This window comes from Nonomuraea sp. NPDC005730 (assembly GCF_040630865.1).
Classification (GTDB): domain Bacteria; phylum Actinomycetota; class Actinomycetes; order Streptosporangiales; family Streptosporangiaceae; genus Nonomuraea.
In genome coordinates this window covers 39,096-58,664 of the sequence record NZ_JBEXYK010000002.1, presented here as the reverse complement: position 1 = coordinate 58,664, position 19,569 = coordinate 39,096, and the positions used below count along the sequence as shown (strand labels likewise).

The following is a 19,569-nucleotide window of genomic DNA, read 5'->3' as shown; positions in this document are numbered from 1 at the left end:
GTCATGCGGACGGTCCCCGACCCGGAAGGTGTGAGATGAGCCGCGGCAGGGTGGGCGTGATCGTCGCCCCCGCCAATCCCTCGGCGGAGCCCGAGCTGACCCGCCTGCTCGGCTCGCGCGCCGACATGCACGTCACGCGTTTCCCCGTGCACCGGGGCGTGTCGCTCGCCGAACGGCTGGAGAGCTACAACGAGGCCCTGCCCGGCATGGTCTGCGCGTTCGACGGCCTGCCGCTCGACGCCCTGGTCATGGCCTGCAGCGAGTCCCGCTACCTGCTGGGCCCCGACGACGACGCCGGCCAGTGCGCGCGGCTGTCGGCCTCGACCGGCGTGCCGTTCGCCTCCTCCACGCAGGCCACCAGGGAGGCGGTGGAACACGTCGGCGTGAGCGACATCGTGCTGGTCTCGCCGTACCAGCCGTGGCTGACCGAGCTGGCCGAGCGCTTCTGGAAGACGGCGGGGCTCAACGTCACGCAGGTCGTGCAGGTGCGGGCCGCCAAGGGCGGCTACTCCTCCTACGCGGTCACCCCGGCCGAGCTGATCACGCAGGTGGAGCGGGCCGAGGTGCCCGGCGACGCGGTGCTGCTGTTCACCGGCACCGGCATGGCCACGCTGCCCGTGCTCGGGCCGCTCAGCGCCGGCAACGACCGCACGCTGCTCACGTCCAACCTCTGCGCCGCCTGGTGGGCCCTGTCGCGGGCCATCGGCGAGCACGTCACGCTCAGCCGCGTGCCCTACCGCCGCCACATGGCGGAGCAGGGGAGGCGCCCCGCATGAACGGCGTCATCGTCGTCGGGGCCGGCCCGGCGGGGCTGACCGCGGCGCTCTCGCTGGCCAGGTCCGGGGTCCCGGTCACCGTGCTGGAGCGGGAGAACGAGCTCGCCGTGCAGGCGCGGGCCTGCACCTTCCATCCGGCCACGCTCGACCTGCTCGACGAGCTGGGCGTGGCCTCGCAACTCGTGGCCAAGGGCCGCGTGGTCGACCGGGTGCAGTGGCGCGACCGGTCGGGGATCGTGCTGGCCGAGATGGGCATGAACCGGCTCAACGGCCTGACCAAGCACCCGTTCAGGATCCACGCCGACCAGGCCGCGCTCACCCCGCTGCTGCTCGCGGCCCTGAACGCCTACCCCGACGTCGACGTGCGCTTCGGCACCCGCGTCGACGGGGTCTCCGAGGGCGGCACCGGCATCCGGGTCCGCGTCGGCCACACCTGGACGCGGGCCCGGTACATGATCGCCGCCGACGGCGGCCACAGCACGGTGCGCGGTTCGCTGGGGTTGCCCTTTCCCCGGTCGGCCTACCCGACGCAGGCGCTGCGGGTGTTCACCGACTCGCCGCTCGACCGGCTGCTGCCGAGCCTGGCGCCGCTCACCTACGTCCGCGACGTGCAGCAGTCGTGCACGCTGCTCGCGCTGCCCGACCACTGGCGGATCATCTTCAGGATCCCCTGCGACGCCACCGAGCCGCTGTCCTCGCCCAACGTCTCGATGCTGGTCCGCCGCGCCCTGCCGGGGGCGAGCGGGCCCATCCACGTGACCGGGGCCGACCGGTTCGGGCTGTCCAGGGGCGTGCTGACCTCCTACCGCTGCGGGCGGGTGCTGTTCGTCGGCGACGCCGCCCACCTGACCTCCACGGTCGGCGGCCTGAACATGAACGCCGGCATCCACGACGCCGTCGAGGTCGGCCAGGTGATCGCGGCCGTGCTCGGCGGTTTCGCGCCGCCCACCGCGCTGGAGGCGTGGGCGTGGCGGCGACGGGCCGTGCTGCTGCAGCGGGTGATCCCGCGCGGCGAGACGCGGCCGGCCGGCGTGCGCGAGCGCGACAGCGCCCGGCTGGCCGCGGCGATGGCCGGGCTGCGGGCCATCGCCGGCGACCCGGAGGCCACGCGGGCCTATCTCGCGCAGGCCTCGCTGCTCGACACCGTTCCCGGCTCCGCCGGTGGGGCCCGGCCCGTCTGAGACACCGCTGAGGAGGTGCGACACCGCATGTGGCGAACGCTCTCGGACGAAGCGCGCCAGGCCATCCGCGAGCTGTGCGACACGCACGGCTCCCGCCTCTACGACTACTGCCGCACCGAGCTGGCCGCGGGCGACGCCGAGCAGGCGGTCGCCGGCGCGCTGGTGTCCGCCCACCTCTACGCGGACCGGCTGCCCGACCCCGCCCTGCACCGGCCCTGGCTCTACGCCCTGGCCCGCGCCCACCGCGCGATCGTGGCCAAGCCGGCCAGCATCGGCTCCTGGTCGCGTCCGGGGCGGATGTCGGAGCTGCTGCCCGAGGCGCTGCTCTCCCTCGACCGCCCGCTGCGCGAGCTGCTCGACCTGTCCCTGCGCCACGGCCTGTCCGACGCCGAGCTGGCCACCGTCTTCGGCCTGAGCCGGGGCGAGGTCAGCGGCGTGGTGGCGCGGGCGGCCGACGGGCTGGAGGGCTGGTTCGCCGCGATCATCGCCGCGCGCGGCCGTACTGGATGTCCTGATCTGACCACGCGGGTGGCGGCCTGGGTCACCTCGCCGGGCCGCCGGGCCCGCGCCCGGATCAGCCGTCACATCCAGGGCTGCGCCGCCTGCCGGGCCGCGCCCCGCACCATGTCGGCCGCCACGCTGCTGCGCCGGCTGCCGATCGCGGAGCTGCCCGGCACACTGCCCAACCGGCTCGCCTCGGCGCAGCCGCTGCCCGGCCAGGGACCCCTCTGGCGGGCGGACGGCTTCCCCGTGCTGGCACGCACCCTGGTGGAGCCCCTCGCGGCCCCGCCGGGCGTGGAGGCAACGCCGATGCCCCCGGTCGCCGACCCCACGACGGCGACACCGGGAAACCCCTGGTCGGCGGCGGGCGCGGCCGCCGCCGACCAGGAGCCCCCGGGGCGGGCGGCACGCGGGCGGCACCCGTTCACGCCGACGAGCCGCATCCGGCCCTTCCGCGGCGGCTCGACGGGCGACAAGCTCGTCTACGGCAGCCGCGCCGAAGGCGGCCTCAGCGGCACCGTGGTCAACGGCCCAGTCAACGGCCCGGTCGGCGGCCCCGTCGGTGGCCCGGTGAACAGCCCGGTGACCGGCCCGTTGAGCGCGCCGATCGGCGGCGGTGAGGCCGGTGGTGACGGCGCCGCCGCCCCGCCCGGCGCGATGATCATCCGGTACGGCGGCATCGGCTGGAACGGCGAGCCGGGCGGCCTCGACCGGTTCGACGGCGAGGCGCCCTGGCAGGAGTTCTGGCGGGAGCAGCCGGAGGAGCCCCATAGGGAGGCCGAGCAGGAGATCGAGGCCCCGATCCGCACGGTGGCCAGGCTGGGCCTGCTGCTGGGCGTCGGGCTGCTGGTGGTGGGCCTGGTGTGGGCCGTGCTCAACGCCCGCGCGCATCCCGCGGTGGTCACCAGGGCCGCGGCGCAGCAGGGCGTCCCGGCCGCGACGCCCACCCGCTGGACGGCCGCGATCGGCCCGGCCGCCGGGTCCGGCCTGTCGTCCCTGGACCGGAAGGCCGACCTGCCGAGACCGGCGGCGCCCACGGCCCGGGTGTCGCCCCGGTCGGCGTGGCTGGGGTCCGGACGCGCCGGGGCGTTCTCGCTGGCGTGCACCGGGACGTGCCGGGTCGTCTCGGCCACCGGCACGCGCGGCATCGTCCTCGACGGCACGACGTTCCGCGTCCTGGACCCGCGTTCGCGGCCCGGCTGCCCGGGAGGGCCCGACGTGCGGCGCGGCCGGATCACCATCGTCTGGACGGGCCGCGCCACCGGCGACGGCCTGCGCACCGGCGGCACGGCGACCGCCGGCGGCACGCTCACCCTGAAGGTGGGCTGGACGGTCGCCAGGGACAAGGGCGTGCGGCGGCTCGACGCCGCACGCGGCGTCCACTGGAGCAACTGCCGATGAGGCCCCGGATCGGCCGGGGCCCCACGCGCGGCTAGAAGAACCGGAACCCGGGCTCGGGCTCGGGCAGGTCGAGCTGTCGCGGCCCCCTGAACGTCGCGCTGTCCTTGGGCACGTCGGCCAGCGGCGTCCCGAGCACGAACGGCACGGTCACGCTGCTCCTGGTCAGGTCGACGGTGACGGTCGCGCCGGTGCCCTCCTCACTGGTGTAGGTGGTGTCGGTCCCGGCCAGCACCAGGCCGATCCGGTGCCCCTTCCTGAAGGTGTAGTCCTGCGGCAGCGTCAGCCACCTGACCGTCCCGTACGTGCCGACGGGCAGCGGCTGGGCCTGGCTGAGCGAGTCGCGGTTCTGGACGTCGATCCAGCCGCGGGCGACGATCTCCAGCGGCCGGGTGGCCACGTTCGTGGTGACCTTCTTGTAGCAGGCGTCGTCGGCCGCGGTGCTCTCGCCGTGGCAGTCCTCCTCGGTGAGCGTGGTGACGCCCTGGCCGCGCCGCCAGTCGACGCGGGTGTCCTCGCCGAAGTCGACGAGCAGGGCGGTCAGGTTGGCGGTGGGTTTGTCGAGCTTGACCCGCAGGTCGGCGGTGGGGGTGCCGGACAGGCGCAGGTCGAGCGGGAGCGCGCCGGTGGTGAAGGCGGCGCGGCCCGGCTTGGCCGTGCCGACGTCGGCCACCATCTCGGTCTCGCTCAGCGCGAGGTCGGTGAAGGTGGCGGTGCTGTCGCCGCGGGCCTTGAGCAGGCCGAGCGAGCCGTCGGCGGCGGGCCGCAGCACGGCCTTGAGCGCGTACGGGGCCGGCCAGTCGCGCTGGGTGGTCCACTGCGCCGGGCCGAGCTGCACGTCGGCGCGGGGCTCGTTCGTGATCCCGTTGCGGACGCCGTGCAGCCAGTAGTCGAACCAGCGGTGCAGGGTGTCCACCCACAGGTCCCTGCGGCCCTCGAAGTCGAACGGGTCCACGTGCTGGTACTGGCCGACCCAGATCTTGCGCGGCACGTTCCGCCGGGCCAGGGCCTGCCACCAGGCGGAGAAGTTGTCCGGCCGGACGTTGAGGTCGTTGACCGTGTGCACGACGAAGACGCTGGCCTTGACCTTCGAGGCGTCGCCGAGCAGGCCCTTGAGGTAGTCGCGCTCGTTCCAGAAGGCGTTGTAGTTCCCGGTGTCGTCGCCGTCCTCGGCGTCCATGCGGTCGCGGACGGCCTGGCACTTGGCCTCGGGGTCGGTGTCGACGTAGTTCGTCAGCCAGGAGGCGTAGTCGTAGTTGTAGACCACGCCGTTCGAGCGCTGGTACTTGTACCAGGAGCTGATGGCCGAGATGGGGACGATCGTCTTCAGGCCCTCGACGCCGGTGGCGGCCACGGCGTTGGCCAGCGTGCCGTCGTAGGACTTGCCGATCATGGCGGCGTTGCCGGTGGTCCAGTCGGCCACGGCGGGGGTGCCGTCGGCCCTGACCGCCTTGGCGCGGCCGTTCAGCCAGTCGATGACCGCCTTGCCGCCCAGCACGTCGGCCTTGCCGCCCATGTCGGGGCAGCCGTCGGACCTGGTGGTGCCGAGCATGTCCACGTTGAGCACGGCGTAGCCGCGCGGGACGAAGTAGTTGTCGTAGAACAGGGGGAATTTCGTGACATTGCCGGAGGCGTCGTACGCCTTGCGCTCCCCCTCGTTCCCGCGCCCGGAGTTGTCGTAGTACGGACTCTCGTCGATGATCACGGGCACCTTGAGGCCGGGACCGGACTCCTTGGGACGGATGATGTCCACCCTGACCCTGTCGAGCGCGCCGTCGAGGTCGCTGTCCACGGTGGACTCGACGTACACGTGCTCGCGGACGGCGTCGGCGTAGGAGAAGACCGGCTGCGTACGGCCGTTCTGGACGGCGATCGTGGGTCCGGCAGCGGCTTGTGCCGGGGTCGCGATCGCCAAGGTGAGGGCGACCGCGAAGAGGGCCGGGCGTAATTGTGGCACGCGTGACCTCCGTGACAAGTGTCGTAATTTCCCCCGCAATCTCTCACCCGCCCAGAAAGCTGACAAGATCCCACCCATGGAGGTACAGGATCGGATCCGGGGCTGCCTGCTCGGCGGCGCGATCGGCGACGCCCTCGGGGCGCCCATCGAGTTCGAGTCGTTGCGGGAGATCCGCCGGCAGCACGGCCAGGACGGCGTCACGGGCTACGTCACCACCTGGCGGGGCAGGAGCGGGCTCGTCACCGACGACACCCAGATGACCCTCTTCACCGTCGAGGCGCTGACCCGCGACCGCACGGTCGGCGAGGTGCGGCAGGCGTACCTGCGCTGGCTCGACACCCAGGAGCACCAGGCCCCGCCGCCCGCCGACCGTCCGCACCGGACCGGCGCGCTGCGCGAGGAGGGCTGGCTGTACTCCCGGCGAGCCCCGGGCAACGCCTGCCTGTCCGGGCTGCGGCAACCCTTCCCCGGCCCGTCGCCGTCCGGCGCGCCCGGCCCGGTGAACCCCGGCTCCAAGGGCTGCGGCACCGTCATGCGGTCGGCGCCGTTCGGCCTCGTCGCGCCGTACGACGCGGGCGCCGCGTTCGAGCTGGCGGCGGTCTGCGCGCAGATCACCCACGGCCATCCGACCGGCTACCTGGCCGCGGGCGCGTTCGCCGCGATCGTCGCCCGCGTGATGGCCGGCGAGCCGCTGGAGGCCGCCGTCCGCCACGCCCTCGATCTGCTCGCCGGCCATCCGGGGCACGAGGAGACGTCCGGCGCCCTGCGCGCGGCGCTCGACCTGGCCGCGTCCGGCCCGCACTCCCCCGAGCGGGTCGAGACGCTGGGCGGCGCGTGGGTGGCCGAGGAGGCGCTGGCCATCGGCGTCTACTGCGCCCTGGCCGAGCCCTCGCCCGAGCGGGCGCTGCTGCTGTCGGTCAACCACTCGGGCGACAGTGACTCGACCGGCTCGGTCTGCGGCAACCTGGTGGGCGCGCTGCGCGGCGCGGACGCGCTGCCGCCCGCCTGGGTGAGACCGCTGGAGGGCCGCGAGACGATCGAGCGCCTGGCCGCCGCGCTCCTCTAGGCTGGAGGCTCACCGGGACGGAAGAGATCGCATGCGAAACGTCGCGCGGACCTCGCTCGTTGACTCCGCCATCGAGGAGCTCCGCAGGGAGATCACCAGTGGGGTGTGGCCGGTCGGGACGAAGATCCCGTCCGAGAGCCGGCTCGCCGAGAGCCTCGGCATGAGCCGGTTGTCGGTGCGCGAGGCGGTGCGGGTGCTGGCCCACGCCGGGCTGCTGCAGACCAGGCAGGGCGACGGCACGTACGTGACCGCCACCGACGAGTCGCAGGTGGCGCTGCGCCGGCGGCTCGACCGGGCCGCCGCGATGGACATCATCGACGTGCGCCGCGGGCTCGACCTGGTCGCCGCCCGGCTGGCGGCGGTCAAGCGCACCGGCGACGACGTGGCCGCGATGCGCGAGGCGCTGGCCCGCCGCGGGTCGGCCGCGAGCGCGGGCGACCTCGACGGGTTCGCCGACGCCGACGCCGACTTCCACCTGCTGGTGGCCGACGCCGCGCACAACCCGCTGCTGGCCGACCTCTACCGCAGCATGCGCGACGCGCTGCGCGACAGCGTCAGGGACAAGGAGCAGGCCGCGCTGGCGCCCGACCCGTCGCACGACGAGCTGCTGGCGGCGATCGAGGCGGGCGACGCGGCCAGGGCGGTCGAGGTCTCGGTCGCCATCCTCGACGCCCAGGAACGCGAGCTGTGACCCGCGCCCCCGGTCAGCGAGCGATCAGCACGGCGAGCCCGGCGGCCGGGCCGAGCAGGATCGAGGCGGCGGCGCACACCTGCGCGACCGGGCTCGATCCGGTGGGGTGCGCCGGGCCCTGCGCGGCGAAGACCGGGCGGATCCAGCGCAGGTAGTAGAACAGGCTCGCGACGGTGTTGGCGGCGGCGACCACCGCGAGCCAGGCGTACCCGCCGTCCCAGGCGGCCGCGAACATCAGCAGCTTCCCGGCGAAGACGGCGGTCGGCGGCGTCCCGACCAGGCCGAGCAGGCACACCACCAGCGCGAACGCCGTCCAGGGCGACCGCCGGCCGAGCCCCGCGTGGTCGGCCAGCCGCTCGGCCCCGGTGGCGACCACGACGGCGAACGCGCCCAGGTTCGTGACCGCGTAGGCGGCCAGGTAGAACAGCAGGGCGGGCGCGGCCAGGGCGGTGCGTCCGGCCACCGCGACCGGGACCAGCAGGTAACCGGCCTGGCTGACCGTCGAGTACGCCAGCAACCGCCGTACGTTCTCCTGCTGGAAGGCGGCCAGGTTGCCCAGCGTCATCGTGCCGGCGGCCAGCACCGCGAGCAGCGCGGGCTCGTCCAGCACCGTCGTCGCCAGCCGGTACAGCGCCACCAGCGCCCCGATCTTGGGCACCGTGGTCACGAACGCGGCCACCGGCGCCGACGTGCCCTCGGTGACGTCGGGCACCCAGAAGTGCGCGGGCGCTGCCCCGGCCTTGAACAGCGGCCCGGCCAGCAGCAGCACCGCGCCCACGGCCGGGGCCCGCGCGGCGGGGTAGGCGGTGGCGCCGGACCAGCCGTACACGACGGTGGCCCCGGCCAGCATGAGCACGCCGAGGAAGGCGCCCATCAGGTAGTACTTGAGCGCCGCCTCCGTGCCGGACGCGTCCTTGGCGAAGCCCGCCAGCGCGTACGCCGGAACGCTCGCCAGCAGGTACGCCGCCACCAGCACGAGCAGGTCGTCCGCCCCCGCCATGAGGACGGCCCCCAGCGCCGCCAGCACCATCAGGGTGTACAGCTCGGTCTCCCTGCCGTCCCCCCTGACCCGCCCGGTCGCCAGCCACACGGCGAGCAGGGTGGCCAGGCAGACGGTCAGCCGGGCGGCTCCGGTCGGCAGATCGACGGCGTAGGCGTCGAAGGCCAGGACGGCGGGGCGCGGCAGGGCAGCGGCGCTCGCCGCGGCGGCCCCGGCGAGCGCCGCCATGCACACCCAGGCGGCGACGCGCTGCCGTCCGCGGGCCACGAACAGCCCCGCGAGCAGCGCCGTCACCGCGCCCAGCAACATCAGGACCTCCGGCAGCATCGCGGTCACCGCCGCGCCGCCGTGGGGTGCGCTCATCGGCCCGCCAGGGCGACGACGGCGCGGGCGGCGGGCTCGATCAGGTCGAGCAGCGGGCCCGGCGCCAGGCCGATGAGCAGGGACAGGACGAGCAGCGGGGCGATCGCGCCCAGCTCGCGCGGCCGCACGTCGGTGACCCGCGGCGTCAGCTCGCCCGGCTCGCCGAGGAACGCGCGTTGCAGCGCCCGCAGGAACAGCGCCGCGGTGATCAGGATGCCGGTCACGGAGAGCGCGCCCGCGAGCACGGCCCCCGAACCGATCACGCCGGTGAAGATCTGGAACTCGGCGATGAACCCGGACAGTCCGGGCAGCCCGAGCGAGGCGAACGCCGCCACCGCCGTGAGCCAGGCCAGCACGGGCGCCCGTCCGGCGATGCCGCCGTACCGGCCGAGGGCGTAGCCGCCCGCGCGGTCCCACAGCACGCCGGTGACCAGGAACAGCGCGCCGGTGACCAGGCCGTGGCTGACCATCTGGGTGACCGCGCCGCTGACCGCCAGCTCCTTGGCCCGCGCCGGCCCGCCGGCCAGCCCGGCGGCGCCCAGGGCGAGCACGACGTAGCCCATGTGGTTGACCGAGGTGTAGGCGACGAGCCGTTTGAGGTTCTCCTGGGCGAGCGCCACCAGGGCGCCGTACAGCACGCTGATCAGGCCGATCACGATGACCAGCCAGGCGTAGGAGCGCCACGGGCCGGGCAGCAGCGGCACGGCGATGCGGGCCAGCCCGTACGTGCCCATCTTGAGCAGCACCCCGGCGAGGATGGCCGACCCGGCGGCCGGGGCGTCGGTGTGCGCGGGCGGCAGCCAGGTGTGCACGGGCACGACCGGCGTCTTGACCCCCAGGCCGATCCCGATCGCGAGCAGCACGGCCGCGCCCGCGTCCGGCGGGCGCCGGGTGAGGTCGGCGAGGTCGAACGTGTGCGGGTCGGCGGCCAGGTAGAGGCCGATGAAGCCGAGCAGCAGCGCCAGCGAGCCCAGGAAGGTGTAGAGGAAGAACGTCAGCGCGGACCTGGCCCGGTCGCCGTGCCCCCAGCCGACGATGACGAAGTACATGCCGACGATGGACAGGTCGAAGAAGACGAAGAACAGCAGCAGGTCGAGCGCCGCGAACAGCCCGGTGGAGACGGTCTGCAGGAACAGGAACAGCGCCGCGTGCGCCTTGGGCCTGGTGGGCTCGCCCAGCGAGTGGACGGCGCAGAGCAGGAACAGCACCGCGGTCATGGCGATCAGCGGGAGCGACAGGCCGTCCACGCCGACGTGGTAGCCGGCCCCCGCCGTCGGGATCCAGCGCAGCCTGGTCTCGTACGCCAGGCCGCCGCCGTACCCGGTCCACAGGGCGACGACCAGGGCGAGGTCGGCGGCGGACGCGACCACCCGGATCAGGCCGGCCGCGCGCGCCGTGACGCCCGGCAGGACGAACAGGGCGGCGGCGGCCAGCGGCAGGAACACCACGACGTCGAGCACGTCTCACCTCACGATCGCGAACACGACGGCCAGCACGACGAGGGCGACGGCGGCCTGGGCGAAGTAGGTGTGGACCTGTCCGGTCTGGGGGCGTCTGGCCAGCCCGCCGAGTCGCCGTACGGCGCCGCCGGCCCGTCGGACGAGCCCGTCGAGCCCCGCCTCGATCGGGCTTCCGGCCAGCCGCGCGGCCCGCAGCCCCGCCCGCGCGACGGCCTCGACCGCGCCCTGCACGATCCGCTCGTCGAACCAGGCCGCCCACCGCGCCGCCCCCAGCAGCGGCCGCCACACCACGGCCCGCGCCGCCCGCTCCAGCCCGAGCCAGCCCCGGAACGCCCCGCCCGCGCACGGAAGCACGACCGTCCCGGGCCGGGCGGCCCCGCCCGCGTACGGAAGCGCGACCGTCCCGGGCCGGACCGCGATCGCGGCGGTCACCAGGGCGAGCGCCGGGACGCCGGACAGGGCCAGCTCGCCCGCCGTGAGGCCGGGCGCGCCCGGATCGCCCACCAGCCGGGACCACCAGCCGTGCGCCGCGGGCAGCCCGACCATCCCGAACCCGGCCGCCACCAGGGCGAGCACCGGCAGCGGCAGCAGCTCCGGCCCCGCCACCCGGCCCGCGGCCCGCCGCTCGCTCCCCGAGCCGGTCGCCGCGTCGGGGGGCCGCCAGACCTCGGCCAGCGCCTTCCCCGCGTACAGAGCGGCCACCAACCCCGCGGCGAAGGCCACCACGCGCGGTCCCGGTTGCGCGACCCCGCTCAGGACGGCGTCCTTCGTCACCCACAACGACAGCGGCGGCACCCCGGCCAGGGCCGCCGCCCCCACCCCGAACACCACACCCACCAGCGGGAACCGCCGGGCCGCGCCGTGCAGCCCGGCCAGGTCCTTGGTGCCGAGCGCCGCCAGCCAGGCCCCCGCCGCGAGGAACAGCAGGCTCTTGACCGCGGCGTGCGCGACCAGGTGTGCCGTCCCGCCGGAGACCGCCGACGCCCCCGCCGCCAGCACCATGAACCCGACCTGCGCGCAGGTCGAGGCGGCCAGGAGCTGTTTGAGGTCCCGTTGCGCCAGCGCGACCAGGCCGAGCAGCAGTGCGGTCACCGCGCCCGTCCAGGTCGCCACCGCCGCCGCCCAGCCGGTGGCCGCGAGCAGGGCGTGCAGCCGCAGCAGCAGGTACGCCCCCGCGACCACCATGGTCGCCGCGTGCAGGAACGCCGACACCGGGCTGGGGCCCGCCATCGCCCGCGACAGCCAGAACGCGAACGGCCCCTGCGCCGACTTGCCCAGCGCGGCCAGCACGACCCCGCCCGCCACCACGTCCCGCCACGGCGGCGGCAGGCCCGGCAGCCCGGCGAGCGCCAGGCCGCCGCCCGCGGCCAGGGCCGCGCCGCAGGCGACGTACAGGCCCAGGTCGCCGGCCCGGGTGGTGACGAAGGCGACGGCTCCGGACCGTACGCGCTCCCGGTCGCGCCACCGGTAGCCGATCAGCGCGTACGACATCGCGCCCATGACCTCCCAGCCCATCAGCAGCAGGACGAGGTCCGTGGCGGTCACCGTGGCCAGCATCGCGCCCAGGAAGATCAGCATCAGCCCGTGGAAGCGCCCCGACCGCCGCTCCGCCGCCGCGAACACCAGCACGGCCAGCCCGACCGCCGCCACGGTGACCACCATGACCGCCGAGAGCCCGTCCACGGCCAGCCCTTCGCCGAGGATCAGCCGGGCGGTCGCCGAGGGTCTGGTCACCGCCGCGTGCCCGGCCAGCCCGAGGGTGACCGCGGCCGTGGCGACGGACAGGGCGGGGGCGGCGCGGCGCACCGGGATCAGCAGCGCGCCGGCGGCGGCGGGCAGCGCGGGCAGCAGCCACAGGGACGGGCTCATCCCCTGAGATCTCCGGCGGCGTCGGTCATGTCCACGTCGCGGGCGCGGAAGACGGCCGTGGTGACGGCGAAGCCCATCGCCATCTCCAGCGCCATCACGGTGACCGCGACCAGGACGAGGACCTGGCCGTCCGCGGCGGCCGGGGCGACGTGGTACCAGAAGGCGCCGCCGGCCGCGATCACGCCGTTGATCATGAGTTCGAGGCCCATCATGAGCATGACGATCGACTGCTGGGACAGCACGCCGTACAGGCCGACGGCGAACAGGGCGGCGGCCAGCAGCAGGAAGCCTTGGAGCGTCACCGGTCGTACCGTCCCCGGTGGGTGGCCAGCAGCACGGCCGAGATCATCGTCGCCAGGATCGCCACCCCGACGACCATCATGACCAGCATCTTCGGCCCCATCAGTGACAGGCCGAGCGCGTGCGTGGGGTCGGCCGGCGGCCGTCCGCGCCGGCTCGGCGGGTGGACGAGCAGCGCCCCGGCGGCCAGCAGGACGAACACCGTTCCGGCGATGGCCGCCGCGCCCCGCTGGTTGTGCACCATCCTCATCGGCATGAGCCCGGCCGGGTTCATCATGTACATGATCATGAAGACGGCCATGACCAGCATCTCCATGACCATCATGAGGACGACCAGCACCCCCAGGTACTCCAGGTCGATCAGCAGCAGCGTCCCGCCCACGGCCAGCAGCGAGACCAGCAGCGCGAACGTCGCCCGCGCCATCGAGTCCACCACGAACACCGCCCCCCCACCCGCCACCGCGACGACCGCCAGCGCCCAGAACGCCACGTTCACGGCAGCACCACCATCGCGACGACCAGCAGTTGCACGAGCGTGACCGGGATCAGCACCACCCACGCGAACCACACGAACCGGTCCATCCGCACGACCGGCACCCGATACCCGGCCAGCACCAGCACGGCCAGCACCGCCGCCGCCTTGACCGGCCCCCACACCCAGCCGGGCAGCACGGGCCCCGCCGCGCCCCCGAGGAACAGCGGCACCGCCCCGGCCGCCGCCACGACCAGCAGCGCATGGCGTCCGGCCAGGAAGACCAGCCGGTCGGGGCCGCCCAGCTCGCCCGGCACGCCGCCACAAACGTCCCGCCCGACCGGCTGCCCCATCGGCCCCCAGAACGCCATCGCCACCGCCGAGACGAGATAGACCACGAACGCGACCGGCATCCACACCACGAACCACGACCCCCGCTGCGCCGCCACGAGGTCCGCGAACCGCAACGATCCCGCCCCCACGCCCACGGTGATCAGCACGAACATGTGCGGCAGCTCGTACGCCATGCCCTGGGCCAGGAACCGGTAGCCGCCGACCAGCGGCCACACGGCGTTGACCCCCCACCCGACCAGCCACAGAGCCCCCCAGACGCACACCTCCATGGCGTTGAACCACACCACCCCCGCCCCCAGGTCCAGCACCGGCGCGCCCCCGACCGGCAGGACGACGGCGGCCAGCAGCGCGGCCGCCGGCAACACCACGACCCCGGCCCGGGTGAGCAGGACGTCGGCCCGGTCCGTCCGCCGCCGCTGCTGCACCACCAGCCGCGCCCCCTCCCTGAACGGCGCCACCGCCGCCGCTCGCCAGGAGCCGCGGCCCGCGCCGAGCGCCGCGCCGAAGGCCGCCGCCCCCCACGTCAGCACCGCCATCCCCAGTGCCATCCCCGCGGCCGTCCCCGCAACCACCGGCTCACCCGCCCCTGACTGCCGACGGCAGCCGGTCGAGGTCCGGATCGAGACCGGCCACGATCAGCCGCGCCACGGCGAGCTCGGCCCCGGCCAGCAGGCCGGGCAACAACGCCAGCACCGCATCCACCGGGACGTCCCCGCCCTCCCCGGGCCCGGAACGCTCTTCGGTCAGGGCCTCCACGTCGTCGAGCCACCGGCGCACACGATCCAGGGTGTCCCCCCGCAGCGGCCGCGGGGCGTCGGGGCCGAGCTCACCGGCGCCGCGCAACATCCACCGCAACACCCATGACCGGCGCACCCGCCGGGTGAACCGGACGCAGTGCCGCCTTCCCCGCTCGTCGACGGCGCCCGCGAGCAGGCGGTCCCGCAGGCGCCGGGCGTCTGCCGCGGCGGCGGGCCATCCGGCCACGCCGAGCAGCCTGCCGAGACCGTCCAGCCGGGCCGCCGCCGTACGCCGCCACGCCTCCTCCCGGCTCGCGCCCGGCCCCGGGGCCCAGAACGTGTCCCCCGTGCCGCCCGCCGGCAGGGCTCTGACCTGCGCCTCCTGGATGACGTCCCCTTGCAGGACGGTCTCCACCACCAGCCCCGCGGGCCAGTCCGCGAGCACGGGCCCCAGCGGCACGTGCAGCCGATCCAGCTTCAGCCCGTCCCGGTCTGCCCCCCGCTCGGCCATGGGAGTGCCGTCCGGGCCGGTCCCGGACGTCCCCGCGGCCAGGACGCCGGCCTGCCGCCACTGGCCGGGTTCGTCCCCCAGCACGCGGACGGCGTCGTCCAACGCGACCACGACGTCTTCGGCCGGGACGTCCGGCGGCAGTTCCACCAGCGCCCTCGGCACCGGAACCGCCCGCCAGACCGCCCCTGCGGCCGCCGCCAGCTCCGCCCCGGGACGCCCGCACACCACCATCAGGCTCGCCTCCGCCGCCGACGCCGCCACCGGCCAGCCACGACGGTCCACCTCCGCCTCCACCAGCAGCCGCGCGCCCGTCCCGTACGGGGCGGCGACGAGGAGCACCCGGGGCCGCAGCGCCGCCTGCCGCAGGAGCCACCCCCTCAGGCCCACCGGAACGCCCCTTCCCGCCACGCGTACAGGACGCCGACCAGCAGCAGCCCCAGGAACGCGAACATCTCCACCACCGCCGGCAGCCCCACCTCGGCCACCACGAGGGCCCACGGGTACATGAAGACCATCTCCATGTCGAAGGCGAGGAAGACCAGCGTCACGGCGTACCACCGCACGTGGAAGCGGGACACCGCGTGCTCCCGTGGCCGCGCCCCGGACAGGAACGGCCCCACCCGCACGACTCCGCCGGGCGACAGGGCCAGGGAGGCCAGGTACACCGCGGCGACCCCGGCGGCGAGCAGCGCCACGAGCCCCAGCACAGCGCCCACCGCTCTCACCTGCCGCAGAGCCCGAAGATCGAAATCACCTGCCCCTCACGGTAGCAACCGGAATCCGCCTTCCCCGCGACCGACATCCGCCTGGGAACCAGCCCCTTACCAGCACGAACGCGACGGGCCCCGCGGGCGGCCCGGGGGTCAGCGCCCGAGGCCGAGAGAGGTGACGAGGTCGCGCATCTCGTCGTCGTAGACGGCGGCCGGGTCGTGGACGAGGGTGCGCAGGTGGCCGTAGATCTCCAGGGCGATGAGGCCGTGCATGCGGCCCCACACCCGCAGCGTCACCGCGATGCCCGCCGGCGGCAGGTCGGGGAAGTCCTCCTGGACGTGGGCCGCCATGGCGGGGTCGAAGTCGGCCCAGGTGTAGGGGCCGCCCCTGGACGCGCACTCCCGGGCCGCCGGCCAGGCCGCGGCGACCAGGCCGACGATGCCGGCGCAGGCGCGCGCCTCCGCCTCCTTGCCCGGACCTTCGCCGGGCGGACGGTAACCCGGCACGGGGTCGCCGTAGATCAGCCGGAAGCCCTCGGGGTTGGCCAGCGCCCACTCGCGCATGGCCCGGGCCCAGGCCAGGATCCGCCCGCCCGGATCGTTCTCCGGCACCGCGTCGCGGGCGGCCTCGGCCGCGTCGACGGCCGAGGTGTAGACGTCGCCGATGAGCGTCGTGACCAGGTCGTCGCGGGTGGGGAAGTAGCTGTAGATCGCACCGGCCGTCATGCCCATCTCGCGGGCGATCGCGCGCAGCGAGATGGCGTCGGGGCCACCGTCGGCCATGAGCTGCAGGGCGATCGTCTTGATCTCGGCGCTGGTCTGGGCGCGTAGCCGGTCCCGGCGGCTCGTCCTGGGGTCACTCACGGTCGACAGCTTACACGGCATGCTGTTTACTGAACGGCGTGTAGATATCGAACGCCGTACACTTTTGAAGGGAGTCAGCAGGTGAGCACCATCGATGTGATCCGCGCCTACCTCGACGTCTGGAACGAGCCGGACGCCGCCGCCCGGTCGGCCCTGATGAGGTCCGTCCTCACCGAGGACTCGCTCTACGTCGATCCCGAGAACGCGGGCCTGCGCGGGCACGCGGAACTGTCCGAGGTGATCGGCCGCGTCCGGAGCGGGCTCGGCGACCTCCGGTTCACCCTCGACACCGTGGTCGGCGTCCACCACGACCGCGCGTTGTTCCGCTGGCGGCTCGGCACGGCCGCCACCGGCTACGACGTCGTGGAGTTCGACGGGGGCCGCATCCGCAGCATCGTCGGGTTCTTCACCTGAACCGCCCCCGCCGGACCGCAGACCCGTCACCCCATCGCGGCGCAAGCCGCGCGAACCACACAGGAGCACACATGTCCCTCTCGTCCGCCTCCCCGGCGCCGGTCACCGTCGTCGGCCTCGGGCTGATGGGCCAGGCGCTGGCCACGGCCTTCCTGGCGAACGGTCACCCGACCACCGTCTGGAACCGCTCGGCGGCCAAGGCCGGCGACCTCGTCGCCAACGGAGCCGTCCTGGCCGGCTCCGTCACGAGCGCGGTCGAGGCGAGCCCGCTCGTCGTCGTCTGCGTCTCGGACCACGACGCCGTACACGGGTTGCTGGACCCGGTCGCCCCCTCGCTGGCCGGCCGCACCCTCGTCAACCTGACCACGGCGACTTCCACCCAGGCCCGCGACACCGCGAGGTGGGCGGCCACGATCGGGAGCGCCTACCTCGACGGGGCGATCCTCGCCCTCCCGCAGGCGATCGGCACCGCCGACGCCACGGTGCTGTACTCCGGCCCGGAGGCCGCCTTCGAGGAGCACCTGCCCACCTTGCGGGCGCTCTCCGGAGACGGGACCGTCCACCTCGGCGAGGACCACGCCCTGTCCGCCCTGTACGACATGTCCGTCCTGAGCATCATGTGGGGCGTGCTGAACGGCTTCCTCCAGGGCGCCGCCCTGCTGGGCGCCGCGAACGTCAAGGCGACGACCTTCGCGTCCCTGGCCACCACCGCCATCGGCGTGACGACCGGCTACGTCACCGCCTACGCCCGGCAGATCGACGAGGGCCGCTACCCGGCCGCCGACGCCACCCTCGCCGTCCACCTGGGCGGGATGGAGCACCTGGCACAGGAGAGCCGGGCGCTCGGCGTCAACACCGAGCTGCCCGACCTCTTCCTGGAACTGGCCCGGCGCGCGGCGGCCGGTGGCCGCGCCGGTGACGGTTACGCGGCGATGATCGAACAGTTCCGCCGGCCCTCGGCCTGACGTCGTCCTCCGGCGGCACTAACCACCGATGACGAGGGTCTCCGCGGAGCCGTCCGCGTCGGGAGGGTCGCCGGCGGCCTTCCGGCGCGCGGCACCCGGTCGTCCCGGCGTGCCGCGAAGGCGAGGCAGGCGGGACGCCACGAGCACCACCAGCGCGCCGGCCACCGCCGCCGGCACCAGCAGGTACGCCGGAACCCCGCCACCCGCCGCCTCTCCGGACGGAACCCGCGCAGCCGCACCCGCCCCGGCCCCGCCTCCGGCCTGTGCCCCGGCCTGCACACCGGCCTGCACCGGCGTGCTCTTGCCCGGCGGGAACCCCGGCGGCCGGACGGCGCCCCAGGGATCCTTCCCGTCCCCGCCGAACGTCGCCACCTTGTCCGGCGGCACCGGGTCGGCCAGCAGCCGCCCGGGAACCGTGAGCGTCCCCACGGCGTACGGCTCGAACCAGCCCTGGAGGCCCTCCACCCGCCACACCCCGTCCGGCACGACCACCGACGTGGCGTAGTGCCCGGCCTCCGGCAGCGGGGTGCCGGAGAAGGTGACGGTCCTGCCGTCGGCCCGGGTGAGGCGCAGGCCGACGGGATCGAGCTCGCCCGCGTAGGGATGCGTGCCGTGCTGCAGCACCCAGAACCCCACCGTGTACGTCTTCCCGCCCGCGAACGCCGCCGGCGGCGGATCGAGGTAGGTCACCGCCCATCCCCCGCGCGACGAGGCGGACGCCGCCCCCGCCCACCACCCGGACATCACCAGGACGACCAGCACGACAGCCGTCAGGGCGACCGGCCTGCCGGCCGGTACTGCCACGTTTCTCTGCATCACGCACCTCCGACCTCCCTACACCGCCCGGCCCCGCCAGGTTCCGCCCGCGAATCGCAGGAGCAGCCGGCCGGCCGGGTGCGACAATTCCCGGTGCGGCGCGCACAATGGAGTCAGCACGAGGAAATCAGGGCGAGAATTCGGCGAGGAGCGAGGAGGCTTACGCCGTGTCCGCCACCGGAGGCGAATATCTGACCGCGATGCTCGACGTTCTGGTTTACGAGAACGTATTGGTCGCCTGGCGCCGCGCGCCGGGTGGTTATCTGGTCGTCACGCACGAGGGCGAGGAGATCCGGCTGACCGCGCAGCAGGCCGGGATGTGGGCACAGGGGGCGTTCGCGGTTTATCTGGCGTTGGTGGATCAGCGCCGTATCACTCCGCGTATCCCCGGTGACACCACAGCGCAATAACGCACATCAGAACAAAAACCTATTTTTCCAGATTTGTCGGCACAGCAGCCGTGGCGAACCATCCGGGCAACCGGTCAAGCCGGTTTCCTGGCGCGTCCGAGAATGTGCGGCAACCTCGGCGACAACGGCAACGGCCGGAACGCGAACCGTTCGCGCTCCTCGACCACCAGCCCGCTGTCGGCCATGGCGCGCTCGGTGTCGCGGTTGAGGCGGCACCCGCCGGCCATCCGCCGCCACAGCGGCGTCACGAGGTCCTGCACCAGCGCGCCGGCGGCCCGCGAGGAGCGCACGTGCTCGTAGAACCGCACCTCGCCGCCGGGCCTGAGCACCCGGAACACCTCGCCGAGCGTCGCCCGCTGGTCCGGCACCGAGCACAACACCAGCGAGAGCACCACGGTGTCGAAGGAGGCGTCCGCGAACCGCAGGTCCGCGGCGTGCCCGGCGACCACGCTGACGGGCACCGGCGCGCCGGCCGCGGCCCGGCCGGCCAGCCTCCGCAGCCGGTCCTCCGGCTCGACGGCGACCACCTCGCGCACCGCCGCCGGGTAGTGCGCGAAGTTCAGCCCGTTGCCCGCGCCGACCTCCAGCACCCGCCCGGCCAGCCCGGCCAGCAGCCGCCGCCGGTGCTCGGCCGCACCCCGCCGCTCCGACTCGGCGCTCATCCGCTCGTACGCCTGGGCGAAGCGGGGGTTCTGGAACCGCGTCAGGTCCTGCACGCCCCCACGCTAACCCGCCCGCGCGAGCTCCGCGTGGA

20 protein-coding genes are annotated in these 19,569 nt (G+C 74.6%); 8 read left to right on the top strand and 12 right to left on the bottom strand.

Annotated elements, in window-relative coordinates:
- The first annotated feature begins 35 nt into the window (after window positions 1–35).
- The 3 genes from ABZ444_RS02935 to ABZ444_RS02925 are packed head-to-tail and all read left to right on the top strand — an operon-like array spanning window position 36 to window position 3,859.
- Window positions 36–776 carry a hypothetical protein gene (locus tag ABZ444_RS02935; protein ID WP_357991793.1) on the top strand — a complete coding sequence of 247 codons (741 nt, stop codon included), beginning with the start codon at window positions 36–38 and terminating at the stop codon, window positions 774–776.
- Window positions 773–1,957 carry an FAD-dependent oxidoreductase gene (locus ABZ444_RS02930; RefSeq protein ID WP_357991790.1) on the top strand — a complete coding sequence of 395 codons (1,185 nt, stop codon included), beginning with the start codon at window positions 773–775 and terminating at the stop codon, window positions 1,955–1,957. The genes ABZ444_RS02935 and ABZ444_RS02930 overlap by 4 nt, the downstream gene beginning before the upstream one ends.
- Before the next feature lie 27 nt (window positions 1,958–1,984).
- Window positions 1,985–3,859: a sigma-70 family RNA polymerase sigma factor gene (locus ABZ444_RS02925; RefSeq protein ID WP_357991787.1), complete on the top strand. Its 1,875-nt coding sequence runs from the start codon at window positions 1,985–1,987 to the stop codon at window positions 3,857–3,859.
- Window positions 3,860–3,890: 31 nt separating this feature from the next.
- On the opposite strand, the gene ABZ444_RS02920 is transcribed toward ABZ444_RS02925, so the two are convergent.
- Window positions 3,891–5,813, bottom strand: a complete 1,923-nt coding sequence (locus ABZ444_RS02920; RefSeq protein WP_357991784.1) for a Xaa-Pro dipeptidyl-peptidase — start codon at window positions 5,811–5,813, stop codon at window positions 3,891–3,893.
- A 76-nt stretch (window positions 5,814–5,889) separates the two neighbouring features.
- On the opposite strand from ABZ444_RS02920, the gene ABZ444_RS02915 reads away from it, so the two are divergent.
- Both ABZ444_RS02915 and ABZ444_RS02910 read left to right on the top strand, forming a co-directional pair.
- A complete protein-coding gene (locus ABZ444_RS02915) occupies window positions 5,890–6,879 on the top strand; it encodes an ADP-ribosylglycohydrolase family protein (protein ID WP_357991782.1) in 990 nt (329 codons plus the stop codon).
- A gap of 31 nt (window positions 6,880–6,910) precedes the next feature.
- Window positions 6,911–7,570, top strand: a complete 660-nt coding sequence (locus tag ABZ444_RS02910; protein WP_357991779.1) for a FadR/GntR family transcriptional regulator — start codon at window positions 6,911–6,913, stop codon at window positions 7,568–7,570.
- Between the two features lie 13 nt (window positions 7,571–7,583).
- Here the strand turns inward: ABZ444_RS02910 and ABZ444_RS02905 are convergent, their stop codons facing one another.
- From ABZ444_RS02905 to ABZ444_RS02865, 9 genes are all read right to left on the bottom strand, one after another.
- Entirely contained in the window at window positions 7,584–8,933 is a 1,350-nt protein-coding gene (locus ABZ444_RS02905) for an NADH-quinone oxidoreductase subunit N (protein WP_357991775.1), read from the bottom strand.
- The gene (locus ABZ444_RS02900) at window positions 8,930–10,393 is read right to left on the bottom strand and encodes an NADH-quinone oxidoreductase subunit M (protein WP_357991773.1); all 1,464 of its coding nucleotides are present in this window, start codon (window positions 10,391–10,393) and stop codon (window positions 8,930–8,932) included. Before ABZ444_RS02900 ends, ABZ444_RS02905 begins: the two co-directional genes overlap by 4 nt.
- A gap of 3 nt (window positions 10,394–10,396) precedes the next feature.
- Window positions 10,397–12,262: a proton-conducting transporter membrane subunit gene (locus ABZ444_RS02895; protein ID WP_357991770.1), complete on the bottom strand. Its 1,866-nt coding sequence runs from the start codon at window positions 12,260–12,262 to the stop codon at window positions 10,397–10,399.
- Window positions 12,259–12,564: an NADH-quinone oxidoreductase subunit NuoK gene (nuoK, locus tag ABZ444_RS02890; RefSeq protein WP_357991767.1), complete on the bottom strand. Its 306-nt coding sequence runs from the start codon at window positions 12,562–12,564 to the stop codon at window positions 12,259–12,261. Before nuoK ends, ABZ444_RS02895 begins: the two co-directional genes overlap by 4 nt.
- A complete protein-coding gene (locus tag ABZ444_RS02885; protein WP_357991764.1) occupies window positions 12,561–13,058 on the bottom strand; it encodes an NADH-quinone oxidoreductase subunit J in 498 nt (165 codons plus the stop codon). The genes nuoK and ABZ444_RS02885 overlap by 4 nt, the downstream gene beginning before the upstream one ends.
- Window positions 13,055–13,936 (bottom strand): NADH-quinone oxidoreductase subunit H, encoded by an 882-nt coding sequence (locus tag ABZ444_RS02880; protein ID WP_357991761.1) that lies wholly within the window; start codon window positions 13,934–13,936, stop codon window positions 13,055–13,057. Before ABZ444_RS02880 ends, ABZ444_RS02885 begins: the two co-directional genes overlap by 4 nt.
- Before the next feature lie 28 nt (window positions 13,937–13,964).
- The gene (locus ABZ444_RS02875) at window positions 13,965–15,023 is read right to left on the bottom strand and encodes a hypothetical protein (RefSeq protein WP_357991758.1); all 1,059 of its coding nucleotides are present in this window, start codon (window positions 15,021–15,023) and stop codon (window positions 13,965–13,967) included.
- A complete protein-coding gene (locus tag ABZ444_RS02870; RefSeq protein WP_352358972.1) occupies window positions 15,014–15,352 on the bottom strand; it encodes an NADH-quinone oxidoreductase subunit A in 339 nt (112 codons plus the stop codon). The genes ABZ444_RS02875 and ABZ444_RS02870 overlap by 10 nt, the downstream gene beginning before the upstream one ends.
- Window positions 15,353–15,499: 147 nt before the next feature.
- Window positions 15,500–16,210, bottom strand: coding sequence for a TetR/AcrR family transcriptional regulator (locus tag ABZ444_RS02865; RefSeq protein WP_357991755.1), 711 nt, complete (start codon window positions 16,208–16,210; stop codon window positions 15,500–15,502).
- An 81-nt stretch (window positions 16,211–16,291) separates the two neighbouring features.
- Between ABZ444_RS02865 and ABZ444_RS02860 the strand changes: the two genes are divergently transcribed.
- Both ABZ444_RS02860 and ABZ444_RS02855 read left to right on the top strand, forming a co-directional pair.
- Entirely contained in the window at window positions 16,292–16,624 is a 333-nt protein-coding gene (locus ABZ444_RS02860; RefSeq protein ID WP_357991752.1) for a nuclear transport factor 2 family protein, read from the top strand.
- 71 nt (window positions 16,625–16,695) lie between these two features.
- Window positions 16,696–17,589 (top strand): NAD(P)-binding domain-containing protein, encoded by an 894-nt coding sequence (locus tag ABZ444_RS02855; RefSeq protein ID WP_357991749.1) that lies wholly within the window; start codon window positions 16,696–16,698, stop codon window positions 17,587–17,589.
- Between the two features lie 18 nt (window positions 17,590–17,607).
- Here the strand turns inward: ABZ444_RS02855 and ABZ444_RS02850 are convergent, their stop codons facing one another.
- Complete coding sequence (locus tag ABZ444_RS02850; protein WP_357991747.1) at window positions 17,608–18,405, bottom strand: hypothetical protein; 798 nt, start codon at window positions 18,403–18,405, stop codon at window positions 17,608–17,610.
- A 167-nt stretch (window positions 18,406–18,572) separates the two neighbouring features.
- On the opposite strand from ABZ444_RS02850, the gene ABZ444_RS02845 reads away from it, so the two are divergent.
- Window positions 18,573–18,815, top strand: a complete 243-nt coding sequence (locus ABZ444_RS02845) for a hypothetical protein (protein WP_357991744.1) — start codon at window positions 18,573–18,575, stop codon at window positions 18,813–18,815.
- Window positions 18,816–18,889: 74 nt separating this feature from the next.
- On the opposite strand, the gene ABZ444_RS02840 is transcribed toward ABZ444_RS02845, so the two are convergent.
- The gene (locus tag ABZ444_RS02840; RefSeq protein WP_357991741.1) at window positions 18,890–19,531 is read right to left on the bottom strand and encodes a class I SAM-dependent methyltransferase; all 642 of its coding nucleotides are present in this window, start codon (window positions 19,529–19,531) and stop codon (window positions 18,890–18,892) included.
- Window positions 19,532–19,569 lie beyond the last annotated feature (38 nt).

Bases quoted from the DNA above. Each gene is read 5' to 3' on its own strand.
- ABZ444_RS02935 (WP_357991793.1), top strand. From the start codon at position 36: ATGAGCCGCGGCAGGGTGGGCGTGATCGTCGCCCCCGCCAATCCCTCG.
- ABZ444_RS02930 (WP_357991790.1), top strand. From the start codon at position 773: ATGAACGGCGTCATCGTCGTCGGGGCCGGCCCGGCGGGGCTGACCGCG.
- ABZ444_RS02925 (WP_357991787.1), top strand. From the start codon at position 1,985: ATGTGGCGAACGCTCTCGGACGAAGCGCGCCAGGCCATCCGCGAGCTG.
- ABZ444_RS02915 (WP_357991782.1), top strand. From the start codon at position 5,890: ATGGAGGTACAGGATCGGATCCGGGGCTGCCTGCTCGGCGGCGCGATC.
- ABZ444_RS02910 (WP_357991779.1), top strand. From the start codon at position 6,911: ATGCGAAACGTCGCGCGGACCTCGCTCGTTGACTCCGCCATCGAGGAG.
- ABZ444_RS02905 (WP_357991775.1), bottom strand. From the start codon at position 8,933: ATGAGCGCACCCCACGGCGGCGCGGCGGTGACCGCGATGCTGCCGGAG.
- ABZ444_RS02895 (WP_357991770.1), bottom strand. From the start codon at position 12,262: ATGAGCCCGTCCCTGTGGCTGCTGCCCGCGCTGCCCGCCGCCGCCGGC.
- ABZ444_RS02880 (WP_357991761.1), bottom strand. From the start codon at position 13,936: ATGGCACTGGGGATGGCGGTGCTGACGTGGGGGGCGGCGGCCTTCGGC.
- ABZ444_RS02855 (WP_357991749.1), top strand. From the start codon at position 16,696: ATGTCCCTCTCGTCCGCCTCCCCGGCGCCGGTCACCGTCGTCGGCCTC.
- ABZ444_RS02850 (WP_357991747.1), bottom strand. From the start codon at position 18,405: ATGCAGAGAAACGTGGCAGTACCGGCCGGCAGGCCGGTCGCCCTGACG.